We start from the raw sequence: 16,821 nt of genomic DNA on the forward strand, positions 1-16,821 counted from the left end.
ACCACGTACTGGATCGCGGGCTTGTCGACGACCGGCAGCATCTCCTTCGGAGTGGCCTTGGTCGCCGGCAGGAACCGGGTGCCGAGGCCCGCCGCGGGAATGACAGCCTTGCTGATCCTGGGGTGCGACTGAGTCATGCTCGCAACCTTATCCGGTGCCTTTGTCGGGAACCTGTGGCTCCGGTTTGTTTGCCCTTTAAGACTGCATTCAAGGAAGGGGGCGAGAACAACCCGTGGAACACGACGGAGGCACGAGCGAGCCTGACAAGCGAATGTTGCGGCGGGAGTTCCTGTCGGTGAGGAACAGGTTGACGGAAGCTGACGTCGACGAGACGGGCCGCGCGCTGGCGGAGCGCGCCCTGGAGCTGCCCGAACTGGCGCACGCGCGCACGGTGGCGGCGTACGTCTCCGTGGGGAGCGAGCCGGGCACGCGGGCCCTGCTGGACGCGCTGCGCGCGCGGGGCGTGCGGGTGCTGCTCCCCACGCTCCTGCCGGACAACGACCTCGACTGGGGCGCGTACGCCGGCCCGGGCTCCCTCACGCGGGTCCAACACGGCGGGAAAATGGCGCTTTTCGAACCCTCCGGCGCGCGTCTCGGCCCGGACGCCGTGACGGCCGCGGACGTCGTTCTCCTGCCCGGCCTCGCGGTCGACGCGCGCGGAATGCGCCTGGGGCGCGGCGGAGGGTCGTACGACCGCGTACTGGCCCGTCTGGAGCGCGCGGGCGCACGCCCCCGGCTCGTGGTGCTGCTGTACGACACGGAGGTCGTCGCACACGTCCCGGCGGAGGCGCACGACAAGCCCGTGCACGCCGTGGTGACGCCCTCCGGCGTGCGCCGCTTCCAGGGCACCTGACCCGGCATCCCCCGCTGCCGTACGACGAACGGCCCGACGACGAAACGGCCCTCCACGCGCGCGTGGAGGGCCGTTTTCCGTGCCGTCAGCCGGTCAGGGCTTCAGGACCAGTGTGTCGCTCGTGCTCGCGTCGACCGCCTTGCCCGAGTACGACCAGGGCAGCAGCTCGCCCTTGGCCCACAGGCTCGTCTGGTCCGTGTAGTGCGCGCTGAAGGCGTGCCCCGAGGCGCCGGTCAGGTTGATCCACCTGGACTTGTCGAAATCGGCGAGGTTGACGACCATCCGCATGGACGGCACCCAGACGACGTTGTAGCCGCCGGCGGCGTTCCAGCCGCTCGCGTTCACCGTGGCCTCGCCGCCGCTGAGCTTCCAGGGGCCGCGGTTGAGGACGTACTGCAGCGCCTTGGGGCCGTCGGTGCCGAGGGTCTGGTTCTTCAGGAACAGGCGGTGCAGCCGGCCCCAGCTCCAGGTGTCGATGTCCTTGCCGAGCTTGGCGGTCAGCTCCCAGCGGGCGTCGATCATGGCCCGGGCGAAGAGCTGGTCCATGTTGTTCGCCGCGGGGCGGGTGCCCGACCTGGGGGTCTTCCACCAGTCGCTGTCCGGCTTGTTCATCAGGGTGCGCACGACCTCGAACCAGCGGTCGCCGCCGTCCGGCTGCGCCTGGTCGGTGTCGCGCTCGCCGCACTCGCGCACCTTGGCGTCGTCGTCGACGGGGCCGGTGCTGTCGATCTTGTCGACCCACAGGCACTGTCCCTGAACGCGCAGTTCCTTGGGCAGCTTGTTCCCGAAGGAGAGCTTGAGGACATTGCGCCAGACCGCGTTGAAGTAGGCGGCCGCCGCGGAGTCGGACTCCTGGGTGTAGTCCCAGCCCTCCAGCAGCTTCTGCGCGTCGCGCACGTTCTTGTCGTCGAGGTTGATCTTCAGCAGCTTCGGCACCAGGAACTTGGCGATCTCGCTGCTGTTGTCCAGCTGCATCTGCCGCATGTCGTCGGTGGAGATCTTGCCGCCGTCCTTGATCTTGGACTCGATCAGGTCGGTGATGCGCTGGCTGCGGGTGCCGTATCCCCAGTCGGTGGTGAGGGTGTACGGGTACTTGTCCTTGTCGACCACGGCCTGGTTGGCGGTGACGATGTAGCCGCGCTTGGGGTTGTACTCGTAGGGGAGCTCGCCCTGCTTGATGAAGCCGGTCCAGCGGTACTTCGAGTTCCAGCCGGGCGCCGGGACGGAGCCGTCGTCGAGAGCCGACCGGGTGGGGATCTTGCCAGGCAGGGTGTAGCCGATGTTGTTGTTGGTGTCGGCGTAGACCAGGTTCTGCGAGGGCACGTCGAACAGAGCGGCGGCCTGGCGGAAGCCGCTCCAGTCCGCGGCCTTGTCGATGGCGAAGACGGCGTCCATGGAGGTGCCCGGGTCCAGCGCGGTCCACCTCAGGGCGATGCCGTAGCCGTCGCCGCGGTCGGGGGCGGCGGTGTTGACCGTGGCCCGCTTGCCGACCTGGACGAGTTCGTCGTCACGGTCGGACAGCAGTGGCATCCCGTCCTGGGTCTGGCGCACGACGATCGTCTTGGACGATCCTCCGGCGACCTTGATGGTCTCCTCGCGGGTGTTGAAGGGCCGGATCTTGCCGTCGTACTGGTAGCCGTTCGCGCTCACCTTCTCCAGGTAGAGGTCGGTGACGTCGACCCCGGAGTTCGTCATGCCCCAGGCGATGTTCGCGTTGTGGCCGATGATCACACCGGGCATGCCGGCAAAGGTGTAGCCGGTCACGTCGTACTGGCACGTGCTGGAGACGCTGCGGCAGTGCAGGCCCATCTGGTACCAGACCGACGGCAGTGACGCGGACAGGTGCGGGTCGTTGGCGAGCAGCGGCTTCTTGGTGATGGTGTACTTCCCGGACACCACCCATGAGTTGGAGCCGATGCCCTGGCCGTTCACTCCGACGGCGGTCGGAACGTTGTCCAGGACGTTGTAGAGGCCCGCCAGCTGGCTTGTGAGCGACGATCCCGACGTGGCCGAGGCGGAGGAGCCGGTCGCGCCCCTGGAGCCCGCAGAGGTGCCTGTGGCGCCGCCCGTGGTGCCGGACGTGCCCGTCGTGCCGGTGCCCTGCGAGGTTCCGGTGGCGCCGCTCTGCCGGAAGGACTTGGTCAGCGCGTTGTACTGGCCTTCCTGCACGATCGGCTTGTTACGGCTGTACGGGTACTCCGGGTACAGGTCGGCGATCTGCTGCGGACCGAGCCGGCTGCTCATCAGGGCGCGGTCGATCTCGTCCTGCATGTTGCCGCGCAGGTCCCAGGCCATCGCCTTCAGCCAGGAGACGGAGTCGACCGGGGTCCACTTCTGCGGCTTGTAGTCGTTGGTGAAGCCCAGGGCCGCGTACTCCAGGGAGATGTCCTTGCCGTCCTTGCCCTGAAGGTAGGCGTTGACGCCCGCGGCGTACGCCTGGAGGTACTTCTTCGTGGCGGCCGACAGCTTGGTGTCGTACTCCTGCTTGGCGATGCGGTCCCAGCCGAGGGTGCGCAGGAACTCGTCGTTCTTGACCTGGCTCTTGCCGAACATCTCCGACAGGCGCCCGGAGGTCATGTGCCGGCGCACGTCCATCTCCCAGAACCGGTCCTGCGCCTGGACGTAGCCCTGGGCCATGAACAGGTCCTCGTCGGAGGACGCGTAGATCTGCGGGATGCCGTTGCCGTCCCGTTTGACGTCGACCGGCCCCGACAGGCCCTGGAGCGTGATCGTGCCCTTGGTCTGCGGGAAGGAGGCGCGGACGGTGCTGATCGACCAGTACGCCCCGAAGGCGATGCCGCCGATGACGGCCAGGACCAGCACCAGCACGATCAGTCGGGCTCTGCGCCCCTTCTTCCTGCCGGGCTTGGCGGGCGCGGCACCGGTGGTGGCGGTGTCACCCGTTGTGGCGGTGGTGTTGGGGGGCATCGCTGTCCTTGCTGTCCTAACGCGAGCGGCAGGTCGGGCTGTGACTTTGAATGAGCGCTGGAGCAACCATAGGCGCAGGGCCCTGTGCCGCTTGACGCGGAGTCGGGAACCAGCGCGTACGAGCGTTCGATCTTCTCCCGGCAAGCGTCAAGAAAGCGTCAAGAGTTAGGTAAGGTAACGAAGTACTTGGGTGCGGTGCGCCGCAGCCTCGGATCTTGTGTACGCGAGCTCGCGCCCCCGGCGTGAGCCAAGGAAGGGAACCGCCGCTGACTGTTCACCACCTCAACCAGCTCCTGCTCGTCTGCTCCGTGGTCCTGCTCGTCGCCGTCGCGGCCGTCCGGATCTCCTCCCGCAGCGGGCTCCCCAGCCTGCTCGTCTACCTGGGGATCGGCGTCCTCATGGGCCAGGACGGCATCGGCGAAATCCACTTCAACAGCGCCGCGGTGACCCAGGTCATGGGGTACGCCGCACTGGTCGTGATCCTCGCCGAGGGCGGCCTCGGCACGAAGTGGAAGGAGATCAGGCCGGTCCTGTCCTCCGCCTCGGTCCTGGCCACCTTCGGCGTCGCCGTCAGCGTGGGCGTCACCGCGGCGGGCGCGCACTTTCTGGTCGGGCTGGAGTGGCGGCAGGCGCTCATCATCGGCGCGGTGGTGTCCTCCACGGACGCGGCGGCGGTCTTCTCGGTGCTGCGCAGAGTTCCCCTCCCCGCGCGCGTGACGGGCACGCTGGAGGCGGAGTCCGGCTTCAACGACGCCCCGGTGGTCATCCTGGTCGTCGCCTTCTGCACGGCCGGGCCGGTCGAGCACTGGTACGTGCTGCTGGGCGAGATAGCCCTGGAACTGGCCATCGGCGCGGCCATAGGGCTGGCGGTGGGCTGGTTCGGCTCCTGGGGACTCAAGCACGTGGCCCTGCCGGCCTCCGGCCTCTACCCGATCGCCGTCATGGCGATCGCCGTGACGGCGTACGCCGCCGGCGCCCTGGCGCACGGCAGCGGCTTCCTGGCCGTCTACCTGGCCGCGATGATGCTCGGCAACGCCAAGCTCCCCCACTGGCCGGCCACGCGGGGGTTCGCCGAGGGGCTCGGCTGGATCGCCCAGATCGGCATGTTCGTCGTACTCGGCCTGCTGGTCACTCCGCACGAGCTCGGGGACGACGTCGCACCGGCTCTGCTCATCGGGCTGGTCCTCACCATGGTGGCCCGCCCGCTGAGCGTGGTGCTCAGCCTGGCACCGTTCCGTGTGCCCTGGCAGGAGCAGACGCTGATGTCGTGGGCGGGACTGCGCGGCGCCGTGCCCATCATCCTGGCGACCATCCCCATGGTGAACGGCGTCACCGGCAGCCGCCGCATCTTCAACATCGTCTTCGTACTGGTCGTCGTCTACACCCTCGTCCAGGGGCCGACGCTGCCCTGGCTGGCGCGCACGCTGCGGCTCGGCGAGCAGGGCGAGGCCTCCGACCTCGGCATCGAGTCGGCGCCCCTGGAGCGGCTGCGCGGACACCTGCTGTCGATCTCGATCCCCGAGGGCTCCCGGATGCACGGCGTGGAGGTCAGCGAGCTGCGCCTGCCTCCCGGGGCTGCCGTCACCCTCGTCGTCCGCGAAGAAAAATCGTTCGTTCCGCTGCCCTCGACGGTGTTGCGCCGGGGGGACGAACTGCTCGTCGTCGCCACCGACCCGGTCCGCGACGCGGCGGAGCGACGTCTGCGCGCGGTCGCCCACGGCGGCAAGCTGGCGGGCTGGCTCGGCATGAACGGGGCGACCAGCTCGCGTTGAGGGCGCGTTCCGTGCGGTTCACGCCCCATTTCCGTGAAATCCCAGGTGTCCACATCCGTGGTGCTCGTTTTCACAGCTGCGGGACGCGCTGGTCCTTGTACCATGAGGGCGCACCCTGATCGAACCAACTCTGCCTGACGCAGAGCTGGCGCGACCGTATGGCGGCCGTTCGCCCCCCACCCCCCGTGGGCGCCGGTATCTACCGCAGTCCGCGCAAGAGGACAGCTCTCGGCCCCGGGCCCCACCAGGCCCGCGCTACCAGGCGGCAGAAAGGCACGGCCGTGGGATCCACGGTCACCACCACCGAACCGGAGAAGACCTCGCCGGCCCCGACCCGCCCGGGATACGGACAGCTGCTGCGCACCCGCGGCGCCTGGACCTTCCTGCTCCCCGGTTTCGCGGCGCGCCAGCCGTTCGCGATGCTCACCATCTCCATCGTGCTGCTCGTGCAGCACACCACCGGCTCGTACGGCGCCGCGGGCGCCGCCGCGGCCGCCACCGGTGTCTCCATGGCGCTGTTCGCGCCGTACAGCGGGCGCCTCGCCGACCGCTACGGCCAGCGCGCCGTGCTGGTCCCCGGTGTTGTGGTGCACACGCTGTCCGGCCTGTCGCTGACGGCGCTCGCGCTGGCGCACGCGCCCCTGTGGGCGCTGTTCCTGGCGGCCGTCCCCACCGGCGCCTCGGTGCCGCAGATCGGCCCCATGGTGCGTGCGCGCTGGGGCGTGAAGCTGCAGGGTTCGCCGCTGATGGCCACCGCGGCGGCGTTCGAGTCGGTCACGGACGAGCTGACATTCGTCTTCGGACCGCTGCTGGCGACCGCGCTGTGCACCGCAGTGACACCGGCGGCCGGCCTGCTCACGGAGGGCGCGCTGACCCTCGTCGGCGGTCTGCTGTTCGCCGCGCAGAAGGGCACGCAGCCGCCGGTGACCGGCGAGAGCGGGCACGCACGCGTGCAGCACGCCTCCGCGCTGCGCGTGCCGGGCGTGCGCGTGCTGGTCGTGACCTTCCTGGGCATCGGGTCCGTCTTCGGCGGCATGCAGGTGGCGCTGGCGGCGTTCACCGAGTCGATCGGCGAGCCCGGCCTGAACGGTGTCCTGTACGGCGTGTTCGCCGCGGGCAACATGCTGTCCGGCATCGTCTGCGGCGCGATCGCCTGGAAGACCGCCCCCCAGCGCCGCCTGGTCGTCGGCTACACGGCGCTCGCGATCGTCGCGTCCGCCCTGTGGACGGCGCACTCGGTGCTGCTGCTCGCCGGGCTCGGCCTGCTGGTGGGCATGTGCATCGCGCCGGCGCTGATCACCGGCTACACGCTGGTCGAGAGCCTGGTCCCGGCCGGCGCGCGCACGGAGGCCTTCACCTGGCTGACCGGCGCGGTCGCGCTCGGGCAGGCGGCCGCCGTCACGGTCGCCGGACAGCTGGAGGACCGGCTGTGGGACGGTGCGGGATTCCTGGTGCCGATGGCCGGCACCGTACTCGCGCTGGCGACCCTGCTGGCGCTGCGGTCGCGGCTGGTCGCGCGGCCGCAGAACCGTACCGTCGCACGTGGCGTCGGTCACCGCGTGCCGGTGACGGTGGACTGAATCCACGGAATAGGTCACTATGGATCGTCGTTAGCACTCATCGAGTGAGAGTGCCAGGAGGAAGACAGTGCCGACCTACCAGTACCAGTGCACCGAGTGCGGCGACGGCCTTGAGGCGGTGCAGAAGTTCACCGACGACGCCCTGACCGAGTGCCCCAGCTGCGGTGGCCGCCTGAAGAAGGTGTTCTCCGCGGTCGGCATCGTCTTCAAGGGCTCCGGCTTCTACCGCAACGACTCCCGCGGCTCCACGTCGAGCAGCAGCCCGGCGTCGAAGTCGTCGAGCACGTCGTCGTCCGGCACGTCCTCGTCCGACGCGAAGTCGTCCTCGTCTTCGTCCTCGTCCTCGTCGAGCTCCGCCGGCAGCTCCGCGGCCTGACGCCTTTCCCCGGACCCTGCCGTCGTACGACGGCAGGGCCTTCGGCGCCTCCCGGCGCCGCTCCCCCACGGTTTCACCGCCCGCTAGGGTGCTGGTCATGGCGAACGCAGAGATCGGCGTAATCGGTGGCTCGGGCTTCTACTCGTTCCTCGACGACGTGACCGAGGTCCAGGTGGACACCCCCTACGGGCCGCCCAGCGACTCCCTCTTCCTCGGTGAGATCGCCGGCCGGCGGGTCGCCTTCCTGCCCCGGCACGGCCGCGGCCACCACCTGCCGCCGCATCGCATCAACTACCGCGCCAACCTGTGGGCGCTGCGCTCGGTCGGCGTCCGGCAGGTGCTCGGCCCCTGCGCGGTGGGCGGCCTGCAGCCCGAGTACGGCCCCGGCACCCTGCTCGTGCCGGACCAGTTCGTGGACCGTACGAAGTCCCGGATGCAGTCGTTCTTCGACGGGTTGCCGCTGCCCGACGGCACCGTGCCGAACGTCGTGCACGTCTCCATGGCCGACCCCTACTGCCCCACCGGGCGGGCTGCCGCGCTGAAGGCCGCCCGGGGACGGGACTGGGAGCCGGTGGACAGCGGAACGCTGGTCGTGGTCGAGGGGCCGCGCTTCTCGACGCGTGCCGAATCGTTGTGGCACCGGGCGCAGGGCTGGTCGGTCGTGGGCATGACCGGTCACCCCGAAGCGGCGCTCGCCCGGGAACTGGAGCTGTGCTACACGTCGCTGACCCTGGTCACCGACCTCGACGCCGGCGCCGAGACCGGTGAGGGCGTCTCGCACGAGGAGGTGCTGCAGGTGTTCGCGGCCAATGTGGACCGCCTGCGCGGAGTGCTGTTCGACGCGGTGGCGGCACTGCCGGAGACCGGGTCACGGGACTGCCTGTGCGTGAACGCGCTCGGCGGAATGGATCCTGGCTTCCGGTTGCCGTAGCGCCTTCGCAAGAAGAGCGGAATTCCCCGTTCGGGTGGGCGAGTTATCCACAACCCGTCCGTGATCCACCGGCTCCGGCGGGATTCGGCGCGAGGCCTCATCGTGGCATCGCAAGCCGAATTCCTCGTCGCAGGCGGTGATTTCCGTGCCTCGTTCCTCGTCCTTGAATCCGTCTCCGCATACGTCTCCCCTTCCGTCCCCGCCCTCTCCGCCCTCTCCGCCCTCTCCGCCTCCGCTCCGGCTTCCGCGCCCGCTGGGCACGGACGCCCCGGCGATCTGTGAGGTGCCGCAGTTCCCGCCGGTGCGGGTGCGCGGCGGGCGGTATCAGCTGCAGCGGCTCGTACGGCACCGCAGGCGGGCCATCGCGGCCGGCCTCGCGGTGACCGCGGCCGCGCTGGTCGCCGCGGGGCCGCGCACGGAGGCCAGGCCGCATCGCGTGGAACAGGCCCGGAAGCACCCGGTCACGGTGCCCGTACGCCGGCATGCGGCCGTGGACCTGGTGGCGGCACCCGTGCGGATCGCCGACGCGGCCACCGTCCGGCTCCTACGGCCCGGCGACCGCGTCGACGTCATCGCCGCCGGGGATCCGACGGCCGGGGGCGCCGCACAGGTGCTCGCGCGCGGCGTGCGGGTGACCGAGGTGCCCGAGCCGCTGGAGGACGGGGCCGAGAGCGGGGCACTGGTCGTGCTGTCGGTGCCGCGTGGCACGGCGGCGCGGCTCGTCGGCGCCGGCGCCACGGCCCGCCTGGCGGTGACGCTGTGCTGAAGCGCCTGGGACGCTTTCTCGGCGGATTGCTGTCAGGTCTCTCGATCCAACGACGGGACTGGACAGGATGGGCTCACCGTGCCGTAGGTTGCGGAGCGTTTCGTTCCACACCCTGCGCATGCGAGGAGAGTCCCCGAGGTGAGCGAGAAGAAGGAACCGAGCGTCTGGCAGGGCTTCAAGGCCTTTCTGATGCGCGGCAACGTCGTCGATCTGGCAGTCGCGGTGGTCATCGGCGCGGCCTTCACGAACATCGTGAACTCGGTGGTCAAGGGGGTGATCAGCCCACTGGTGGGAGCGATCGGCACGCAGAATCTGGATCACTACAGCTTCTGCCTGAAGGACCCGTGCGTGGTGGGCCCGGACGGCACGGTCAAGAGCGGTGTACCGATCCTGTGGGGCTCCGTCCTCGGCGCCACGCTGACGTTCGTGATCACGGCAGCGGTCGTGTACTTCCTGATGATCCTGCCGATGTCCAGGTACCTGGCGCGGCAGGCGGCCCGCAAGGCTGCGAGGGAGGGCGCCAAGGAGGTCGTCGAGGTGACCGAGCTGGAGGTGCTCAAGGAGATCCGCGACGCGCTGGTCGCGCAGCGTGGATCGGGACGCGACGAGCGCTAGCGGCGCTGTCGCGGACGGCTCAGAGGTGGTGGGGCGGCTTCTCGTCGAGGAAGCGCTTCAGGTCGGCGGCGCTGTCGCCGTCCGAGCGCTCGCCCCACCCGCGGTCGGTGTCGTCCGAGGACTGCTGGTCCAGCGGGTCGTCGAAGACCAGCGCGGGCTTCGGGTCGCGGGGCTCGGATGCGGGGGTGGTGCTCATGCCACAAGGGTACGGCCCCGGTCCACGCGCCCGCGCGCGTCCGGCGCCCCCGGCGGACGGCGCCGCTTGTGAATGCGTTCATTGTCTGCTGATGCCTTCACAAGGCCCTCTGGACGCTTTTCTGCTGTGCTGAGAGGCATGACCTCGAGTTCCGCTCCGGCACCCGCCTCCTCGGGCGCACCCCAGTCCTCCGGACCGCTGCGACGCCTCGTCGCGCGCGGGCGCGACGAGGCGCACCGGGTCTCCTCGCCGCTAGAGCTCTTCTTCGACCTGTGCTTCGTCGTGGCGATCGCGCAGGCCGGCGCGCAACTGGTGCACGCCGTCGCCCAGGGACACGCGGGCGACGGAATCCTCGACTACGCCATGCAGTTCTTCGCCATCTGGTGGGCCTGGATGAACTTCACCTGGTTCGCCTCGGCGTACGACAACGACGACGCGCTCTACCGGGTCGTCACCCTGGTGCAGATCGCCGGCGTCCTGGTGCTGGCCGCCGGCATCTCCCGGGCCTTCCAGCATCACGACTACCTGGTGGTCTGGCTCGGCTACGTGATCATGCGGCTGGCGATGGCCACGCAGTGGCTGAGAGCGGCGAGATCGGCCGAGGGCGCCGAGAGAACCGTCGCGCTGCGGTACGCGTGCGGCGTGCTCCTGTGCCAGGTCGGCTGGCTCGGACTGCTGCTGCTGCCCGAACCCGCGCGGCCCTGGGTGTTCCTGGTGATGGCGATCGCGGAGATGTGCGTGCCGCTGCTCGCCGAGAAGAACCACGAGACCTCCTGGCACCCGCACCACATCGCCGAGCGGTACGGCCTGTTCACCATCATCGTGCTCGGCGAGACGGTCGCCGCGGCGACCGTCGCCGTGAAGGGGGCCTTCGACGAGCACAACGCACTGGGCGAGTTGCTGCCGATCGCGGCGGGCGGGCTCCTGATCGTCTTCTCCGCGTGGTGGATCTACTTCGTGGTGCCCATCCACGGACACCTCCGCGCCAACGGCCAGGCGTTCCTGTGGGGTTACGGCCACTACCTGATCTTCTCCTCCGCCGCCGCGATAGGTGCGGGCCTGGAGGTGGCCGTGGAACACGCGGTCGGCAAGACCGACATCTCCGCGCTGTCCGCGGCGGCGGCCGTGACACTGCCCACGGCGCTGTATCTGCTCACCGTCTGGGCGCTCCACTCTCGGCACTTCAAGGTCGGCATCGCCCAGCAACTGGTGCTGCCGGCCGCGGCGCTGCTGGTGATCTGCTGCACTTTCCTGGGCGGCTGGGCGGTACTCGCGGCGGGGCTGGTGTGCTCGGCCGCGGTCGCGACCGGAGTGGCGCTGACGGCGCGCGTGGTCCGCCGGCAGCACGCGGCGAGCGCCACCGCTCCGGCAGGCTGACTCCTCGCGGGCGCTTCGGTGGGCGAGACTGGCCTCCATGACAGTTGACGCAATCACGGACGTCGCCGGGGTGCGGGTGGGGCACGCCACCCGCAGCGGGGGCGGCTGGCTCACCGGCACCACGGTCGTGCTCGCTCCGGAGGGCGGCGCGGTCGTCGCCGTGGACGTGCGCGGCGGCGGCCCCGGCACCAAGGAGACCGACGCGCTCGACCCGCGCAACGTGGTCCAGCGGGTCGACGCGGTCGTGCTCACCGGTGGCAGCGCGTACGGGCTCGACGCGGCGTCCGGGGTGATGGCCTGGCTGGAGGAGCAGCGGCGCGGAGTGCGGGTGGGGCCGGACCCGGCGCACATCGTGCCGGTCGTGCCGGCCGCGTGCGTCTTCGACCTGGGGCGCGGAGGGAACTTCGGCGCGCGCCCGGACGCGGCGACGGGGCGTGCGGCGGTGGAAGCCGCGGCGGCGAGTACGCCGGGCGCCCGGGTGGCGGAGGGGTGCGTCGGGGCCGGTACGGGCGCCGTTGCGGGGCGCGTCAAGGGTGGCGTGGGCACCGCGAGCACGGTGCTCGACTCCGGGATCACCGTGGCCGCACTGGTGGTGGTGAACGCCGCGGGGTCGGTGATCGAGCCCGAAACGGGGGCGTTGTACGGGGAGTTGTGTCAGGGGCGGGTGGAGTATCCCGAGGAGCGCGTGCACGTGGCCGCGCGCCGGCGCCTCGACGAATGCGCCGCCAAGAACGCACCGCCTCCGCTCAACACGACGCTGGCGGTCGTCGCGACCGACGCGAGCCTCTCCAAGGCGCAGGCGCACAAGCTGGCAGGCACGGCGCACGACGGGATCGCGCGCGCCGTACGGCCGGTGCACCTCATGAACGACGGCGACACGGTGTTCGCGCTGGCGACCGGCGCACGCTCTCTTTCCGAGCACCCGCTGGAGCTCAACGGCATCCTCGCTGCCGGTGCGGATGCGGTGACGCGGGCGATCGTGCGGGGTGTGCGCGCCGCCGAGTCGGCCGAAGGGCCCGGTGGAGTGTGGCCGTCGTACGGGGAGTTGTACGGGGCGAGGTAGGGGTGGTGCGGGCTCGGGGGTGCGGCGTGCTGCGGCGGGCTGTGGCCGGGATGGAGCGACCGTCGGGCTTGAATTGTCGCGGTTCTGTCACGTGATGGCGTTCACGTGGATCTGGAGGGAACCTTCCCGGGCGCCGGTTCCCTCTTTCCTCACGCATGGGAACGGATCACGCACATCAAACGAACCTGGAGCAGCCTGTGACAACGCCGGACATTGCAGCGCGGCGCGTACTGGGGGCCTGTGCCGCCCTGGTGGTCGGCAGCCTCACTCTGACCGCCTGCGGTGGCAGCGCCAACGCCACCGGCGACGGCAAGGACGGCAAGAACTCTCCCAAGACGTCCACGGCGAAGATCGCGATCTCGGCCAAGGACGGTTCGACCGACGCGTCCATCAACGCGACCGGCGTGAAGGTCAGCGGCGGCAAGCTGACCGACGTGAAGATGACCGTGTCGGGGACGGGGCAGACCGTGGCCGGGACGATATCCGAGGACGGCGGCAGCTGGAAGCCGAAGCAGCAGCTGGAGCGCGGGACGAAGTACGAGATCGACGCGACCGCGAAGGACGCCGACGGGCGTACCGCGGCGGCCAACTCCATCTTCACCACCGTGACGACGGCGAACAGCTTCATCGGCACCTATACGCCCGACAACGGCAGCACGGTCGGGGTGGGCATGCCGGTGTCGTTCACCTTCGACAAGTCGATCTCCGACAAGAAGGCCGTGCAGTCGCACATCACGGTCAACTCCAGCAGTGGCCAGCAGGTGGTCGGGCACTGGTTCGGGGACCGGCGGCTGGACTTCCGGCCGCAGGACTACTGGAAGGCCGGCTCCAGGGTCACGATGCAGATCGATCTGGACGGGGTCCAGGGCGCGAAGGGCGTCTACGGGGTGCAGAAGAAGACCGTCTCCTTCACCATCGGGCGATCGCAGGTCTCCACGGTCGACGCCAACACCCAGACCATGACCGTGGTACGGGACGGCAAGACGGTCAAGACCATTCCGATCTCCACCGGAAGCCCGCAGCACACCACCTACAACGGGCAGATGGTGATCTCCGAGAAGTTCACACAGACCCGCATGGACAGCCGGACGGTCGGCCTCGGCGGTGAGTACAACATCCCGGACGTGCCGCACGCGATGCGCCTGACGGACTCCGGCACCTTCATCCACGGCAACTACTGGTACAACCAGGGCAACCCGCCCTTCGGCCGCGAGGGCACCAGCCACGGCTGCGTCGGCTTGGCCGACGTGCAGGGCGCGCAGGGCGCCACGCCCGCCAAGTGGTTCTACGACAACACACTCATCGGGGACGTCGTCATCGTGAAGAACTCCCCGGACACGACGGTGGCCCCGGACAACGGGCTCAACGGCTGGAACATGTCGTGGAGTGCCTGGACCGCCGGAAGTGCCGCCTGAACGGCTGGTTTTGACACCATGTCGGGCCGCGCGGGAACTTTTCGCGCGGCCCGCGCGTTTTCCCGGCATACGTTTTCTCGGTTCCCGGACATGATGTCCGACCGAGGGGCTACGGTATGCACCCACAAGGTGACATGCAGCAACGCCGGGAGATGCCTTGAGCGTTCCGTACGAGACGGCAGCGTACGAACCAGCCGAGTCTCCTGAGGAGCATCTCGAGCGACTCCTCGGCCGTGCCCTGAACTCCTTCGAGCTGCCCGACGAGGTCATACGGCAGCTCGACTGCGCGCTGGCGCACGACAGTTCGCTGCACTCCGCGTACCACAGCGCGGGACGGCACCGGGAGACGTACCGGCACACCTGGCTGCTCGCCGACGGCTCCGCGGTCACGCTGTGGGAGCTCGTGCACAACCCCACGCCGGGCGGCGCCCCGGAGAGCGAGGTGTACGTCGACGAGGAGGAGCTGCAGACGGCCACGGCTCGGCTCGGGATGCCGCCGGAGACGCCCGAGTTCGAGGTGCCCGCGCTGATGCGGCTGTGGGCGATTCCGGAGCCCCGCCACATGTTCGCCTCCGACGACTCGGCGGACCACGCGCGCCGGCTTCTGCGTCGCGCGGAGAATCCGGACCGGCCCGGTGCGGAGACGGCGGCGCTGCTGGCGACTGCGACGGCGCACGAGATCACGCAGGCGTTCGGGCGCCCGGGGCGCGCCGGGCGCGCGGGTCTGAGCTACGCGCTGTACCAGCACGCGTTCCTGCTGCCGGACGGCGGTGAGCTGTCCCTGTGGGAGGTCGAGCACACGGCGACGCCGGACGGGCGGCACATGTGCGAGGTGTACATGTCGGAGGACGCGGCGCGGGACGCCATGGAGCGGCGCGCGGCGCGGCAGGCATAGCACGCGCCGAGGGCGCGGGGGTGACGGCGCCTGTCCGGTCAGTGATCGCCGAGACGCCGTATCAGCCCGGCGAAGGCGTCCTGTTCCGCCGGGGTCAGCTCCACCTTCTCCAGCGCAGGTCCGGCCTGCCGTTGGGACGGCAGGAGCGGGAGACGAGCAGCCCGGAGCTCTCGCAGGGCCTCTGCACGGAAGCGGCGCAGCAGGCGTATGACGCCGATCGCCCACGCCGTGCCGGCCAGGGCGAGGACGGCCGCGCCGGCCAACTGGAGGGTCGAGACATGCTCTGGCATACGTCCCAGTACACACCACGGTCCGGGACTTTGGTCCCGGACCGTGACGTATCTCGCAGGTGCCGTGAACAACTCACAGCGCGCTAAAGGGACAAGGTGTGGCGGAGGGGGTGTGATGCTCAGGCCGCCACGGGCTGCTTGGTCTCCTTCGCCGTGGTGGCCGCGTTCGTGGCGGGGTCGGTGGCCGTGGTCTCCGGGGCCTGCTTGCGCATGCCCTTGAGGAGGACGACCAGGGCCGTGGTGGCGCAGACACCGGCCGCGATGGCGATGAGGTACAGGAACGGGTTGCCGATCAGCGGGACGACGAAGATGCCGCCGTGCGGGGCGCGCAGGGTGGCGCCGAAGGCCATCGACAGGGCGCCGGTGAGCGCACCGCCGACCATCGACGCGGGGATCACGCGCAAGGGGTCGGCCGCCGCGAACGGGATCGCGCCCTCGGAGATGAAGGAGGCGCCCAGGACCCAGGCGGCCTTGCCGTTCTCGCGCTCGGTCTGCGTGAACAGCCTGCCGCGCACGGTGGTGGCGAGGGCCATCGCCAGCGGCGGGACCATGCCGGCCGCCATCACCGCGGCCATGATCTTCATCGCGGAGTCGCCGGGGTTGGACACCGCGATGCCGGCGGTGGCGAAGGTGTAGGCGACCTTGTTGACGGGACCGCCCAGGTCGAAGCACATCATCAGGCCGAGGAGGGCGCCCAGCAGGATGGCGTTGGTGCCGGTGAGGCTGTTCAGCCAGCTGGTGAGGCCCTTCTGGGCGCCGGCGATGGGCTTGCCGACCACGACGAACATCAGGAATCCGACGATCGCCGAGGAGATCAGCGGGATCACCACCACCGGCATGATGCCGCGCAACGCAGGGGGGATCCGCACCTTCTGGATGGCCATCACCACGCCACCGGCGATCAGACCGGCCGCGAGGCCGCCGAGGAAGCCCGCGTTGATGGTCAGTGAGATCGCGCCGCCGACGAAGCCGGGGACCAGGCCCGGCCGGTCGGCCATGCCGTAGGCGATGTAACCGGCCAGGACCGGGACGAGGAAGCCGAAGGCCACCGCGCCGATCTGGAACAGCAGGGCGCCCCAGCTGTCGGTCTGGGTCCACACGAAGTGGTCCATCACCGACGGCGCCTTGTTGATCTTGTAGCCGCCGATCGCGAAGCCCACGGCGATGAGGAGACCGCCCGCGGCGACGAACGGAACCATGTAGCTCACGCCGCTCATCAGCCACTTGCGCAGCCTGGTGCCGTAGCCCTCGGTGGAGTCGCCGGCGCGCTCGACCGGCGTGCCGCCCGACGCCGGCGCCGGCGCACTCGTCTCGCCGCGCGCGGCCTTCGCACGCACCTCCGTGATGAGTTCCGCCGGGCGGTTGATGCCCGCCTTCACTCCGACGTCGACGGTCGGCTTGCCCGCGAAGCGGTCCTTGTCGCGTACGGGGACGTCGTGCGCGAAGATCACGGCGTCCGCCGCCGCGATCACCGCCGGATCCAGCCGGGTGAAGCCGGCCGAGCCCTGTGTCTCGACGACGAGTTCGACGCCCGCCTGGCGTCCCGCGTTCTCGAGGGACTCAGCCGCCATGTAGGTGTGCGCGATGCCGGTCGGGCAGGAGGTGACGGCGACGACACGGAAGGGGCGTCCGCCGGAGTCCGTGGCGGAGCCGGCGCCCGCGGGAGACGCCTGCGCCGGGGCTGATGTGCCCGGCGCCTGCGCCGTGGTGCCCGCTGCGGCGTCGGCGGAGGCCGCCACCGACGCCGCAGCGGTGTCTTCGGAT

16 protein-coding genes are annotated in these 16,821 nt (G+C 70.2%); 11 read left to right on the forward strand and 5 right to left on the reverse strand.

All coding sequences use genetic code 11. The features are described from left to right. A partial coding sequence (locus tag ABT288_RS45365) for a sugar phosphate nucleotidyltransferase (protein ID WP_351251584.1) occupies positions 1-137 on the reverse strand: 137 nt, incomplete at its 3' end. Between the two features lie 134 nt (positions 138-271). Between ABT288_RS45365 and ABT288_RS45370 the strand changes: the two genes are divergently transcribed. Beyond that, positions 272-853 (forward strand): 5-formyltetrahydrofolate cyclo-ligase, encoded by a 582-nt coding sequence (locus ABT288_RS45370; protein ID WP_351621575.1) that lies wholly within the window; start codon positions 272-274, stop codon positions 851-853. A gap of 93 nt (positions 854-946) precedes the next feature. On the opposite strand, the gene ABT288_RS45375 is transcribed toward ABT288_RS45370, so the two are convergent. After that, positions 947-3,781, reverse strand: coding sequence for a penicillin acylase family protein (locus tag ABT288_RS45375; protein WP_351621541.1), 2,835 nt, complete (start codon positions 3,779-3,781; stop codon positions 947-949). A gap of 212 nt (positions 3,782-3,993) precedes the next feature. On the opposite strand from ABT288_RS45375, the gene ABT288_RS45380 reads away from it, so the two are divergent. The 6 genes from ABT288_RS45380 to mscL all read left to right on the forward strand — a co-directional run bounded on the left by ABT288_RS45380 (position 3,994) and on the right by mscL (position 9,821). Beyond that, positions 3,994-5,553, forward strand: a complete 1,560-nt coding sequence (locus ABT288_RS45380) for a potassium/proton antiporter (protein WP_450861592.1) — start codon at positions 3,994-3,996, stop codon at positions 5,551-5,553. 281 nt (positions 5,554-5,834) lie between these two features. Further along, positions 5,835-7,133, forward strand: coding sequence for an MFS transporter (locus ABT288_RS45385; RefSeq protein ID WP_351621546.1), 1,299 nt, complete (start codon positions 5,835-5,837; stop codon positions 7,131-7,133). Positions 7,134-7,200: 67 nt separating this feature from the next. Beyond that, the gene (locus tag ABT288_RS45390; RefSeq protein WP_351621549.1) at positions 7,201-7,509 is read left to right on the forward strand and encodes an FmdB family zinc ribbon protein; all 309 of its coding nucleotides are present in this window, start codon (positions 7,201-7,203) and stop codon (positions 7,507-7,509) included. Positions 7,510-7,606: 97 nt separating this feature from the next. Continuing rightward, positions 7,607-8,440 (forward strand): S-methyl-5'-thioadenosine phosphorylase, encoded by an 834-nt coding sequence (locus ABT288_RS45395; protein WP_351621552.1) that lies wholly within the window; start codon positions 7,607-7,609, stop codon positions 8,438-8,440. A gap of 274 nt (positions 8,441-8,714) precedes the next feature. Then, positions 8,715-9,206, forward strand: a complete 492-nt coding sequence (locus ABT288_RS45400; protein ID WP_450861594.1) for a CpaB family protein — start codon at positions 8,715-8,717, stop codon at positions 9,204-9,206. Between the two features lie 138 nt (positions 9,207-9,344). Continuing rightward, positions 9,345-9,821, forward strand: coding sequence for a large conductance mechanosensitive channel protein MscL (gene mscL / locus ABT288_RS45405; protein ID WP_351621554.1), 477 nt, complete (start codon positions 9,345-9,347; stop codon positions 9,819-9,821). Positions 9,822-9,840: 19 nt separating this feature from the next. Here the strand turns inward: mscL and ABT288_RS45410 are convergent, their stop codons facing one another. After that, positions 9,841-10,017 (reverse strand): hypothetical protein, encoded by a 177-nt coding sequence (locus ABT288_RS45410; protein WP_351621557.1) that lies wholly within the window; start codon positions 10,015-10,017, stop codon positions 9,841-9,843. 138 nt (positions 10,018-10,155) lie between these two features. Here ABT288_RS45410 and ABT288_RS45415 point away from each other — a divergent pair, with 138 nt between their 5' ends. The 4 genes from ABT288_RS45415 (at position 10,156) to ABT288_RS45430 (ending at position 14,767) form a co-directional block, all read left to right on the forward strand. Next, complete coding sequence (locus tag ABT288_RS45415; RefSeq protein WP_351621560.1) at positions 10,156-11,394, forward strand: low temperature requirement protein A; 1,239 nt, start codon at positions 10,156-10,158, stop codon at positions 11,392-11,394. A gap of 37 nt (positions 11,395-11,431) precedes the next feature. Then, positions 11,432-12,457 (forward strand): P1 family peptidase, encoded by a 1,026-nt coding sequence (locus tag ABT288_RS45420; protein WP_351621563.1) that lies wholly within the window; start codon positions 11,432-11,434, stop codon positions 12,455-12,457. A 197-nt stretch (positions 12,458-12,654) separates the two neighbouring features. Beyond that, positions 12,655-13,872, forward strand: coding sequence for a L,D-transpeptidase (locus ABT288_RS45425; RefSeq protein ID WP_351621566.1), 1,218 nt, complete (start codon positions 12,655-12,657; stop codon positions 13,870-13,872). Positions 13,873-14,029: 157 nt separating this feature from the next. Then, on the forward strand, positions 14,030-14,767 hold the full coding sequence (locus ABT288_RS45430; RefSeq protein ID WP_351621568.1) for a DUF6227 family protein: 738 nt from the start codon (positions 14,030-14,032) through the stop codon (positions 14,765-14,767). Positions 14,768-14,805: 38 nt separating this feature from the next. Here the strand turns inward: ABT288_RS45430 and ABT288_RS45435 are convergent, their stop codons facing one another. Beyond that, positions 14,806-15,057 (reverse strand): hypothetical protein, encoded by a 252-nt coding sequence (locus ABT288_RS45435; RefSeq protein ID WP_351621570.1) that lies wholly within the window; start codon positions 15,055-15,057, stop codon positions 14,806-14,808. A 119-nt stretch (positions 15,058-15,176) separates the two neighbouring features. Further along, on the reverse strand, positions 15,177-16,821 hold a 1,645-nt coding region (locus ABT288_RS45440; protein WP_351621573.1), incomplete at its 5' end, for a PTS fructose transporter subunit IIC.

The sequence above is a fragment of the Streptomyces sp. NPDC001093 genome (genome assembly GCF_040298985.1).
Taxonomy (GTDB): domain Bacteria; phylum Actinomycetota; class Actinomycetes; order Streptomycetales; family Streptomycetaceae; genus Streptomyces.

Excerpts from the sequence above, each read along its gene's own strand:
- ABT288_RS45370 (WP_351621575.1), top strand. The coding sequence starts at position 272 with ATGTTGCGGCGGGAGTTCCTGTCGGTGAGGAACAGGTTGACGGAAGCT.
- ABT288_RS45375 (WP_351621541.1), bottom strand. The coding sequence starts at position 3,781 with ATGCCCCCCAACACCACCGCCACAACGGGTGACACCGCCACCACCGGT.
- ABT288_RS45395 (WP_351621552.1), top strand. The coding sequence starts at position 7,607 with ATGGCGAACGCAGAGATCGGCGTAATCGGTGGCTCGGGCTTCTACTCG.
- ABT288_RS45410 (WP_351621557.1), bottom strand. The coding sequence starts at position 10,017 with ATGAGCACCACCCCCGCATCCGAGCCCCGCGACCCGAAGCCCGCGCTG.
- ABT288_RS45415 (WP_351621560.1), top strand. The coding sequence starts at position 10,156 with ATGACCTCGAGTTCCGCTCCGGCACCCGCCTCCTCGGGCGCACCCCAG.
- ABT288_RS45420 (WP_351621563.1), top strand. The coding sequence starts at position 11,432 with ATGACAGTTGACGCAATCACGGACGTCGCCGGGGTGCGGGTGGGGCAC.
- ABT288_RS45435 (WP_351621570.1), bottom strand. The coding sequence starts at position 15,057 with ATGCCAGAGCATGTCTCGACCCTCCAGTTGGCCGGCGCGGCCGTCCTC.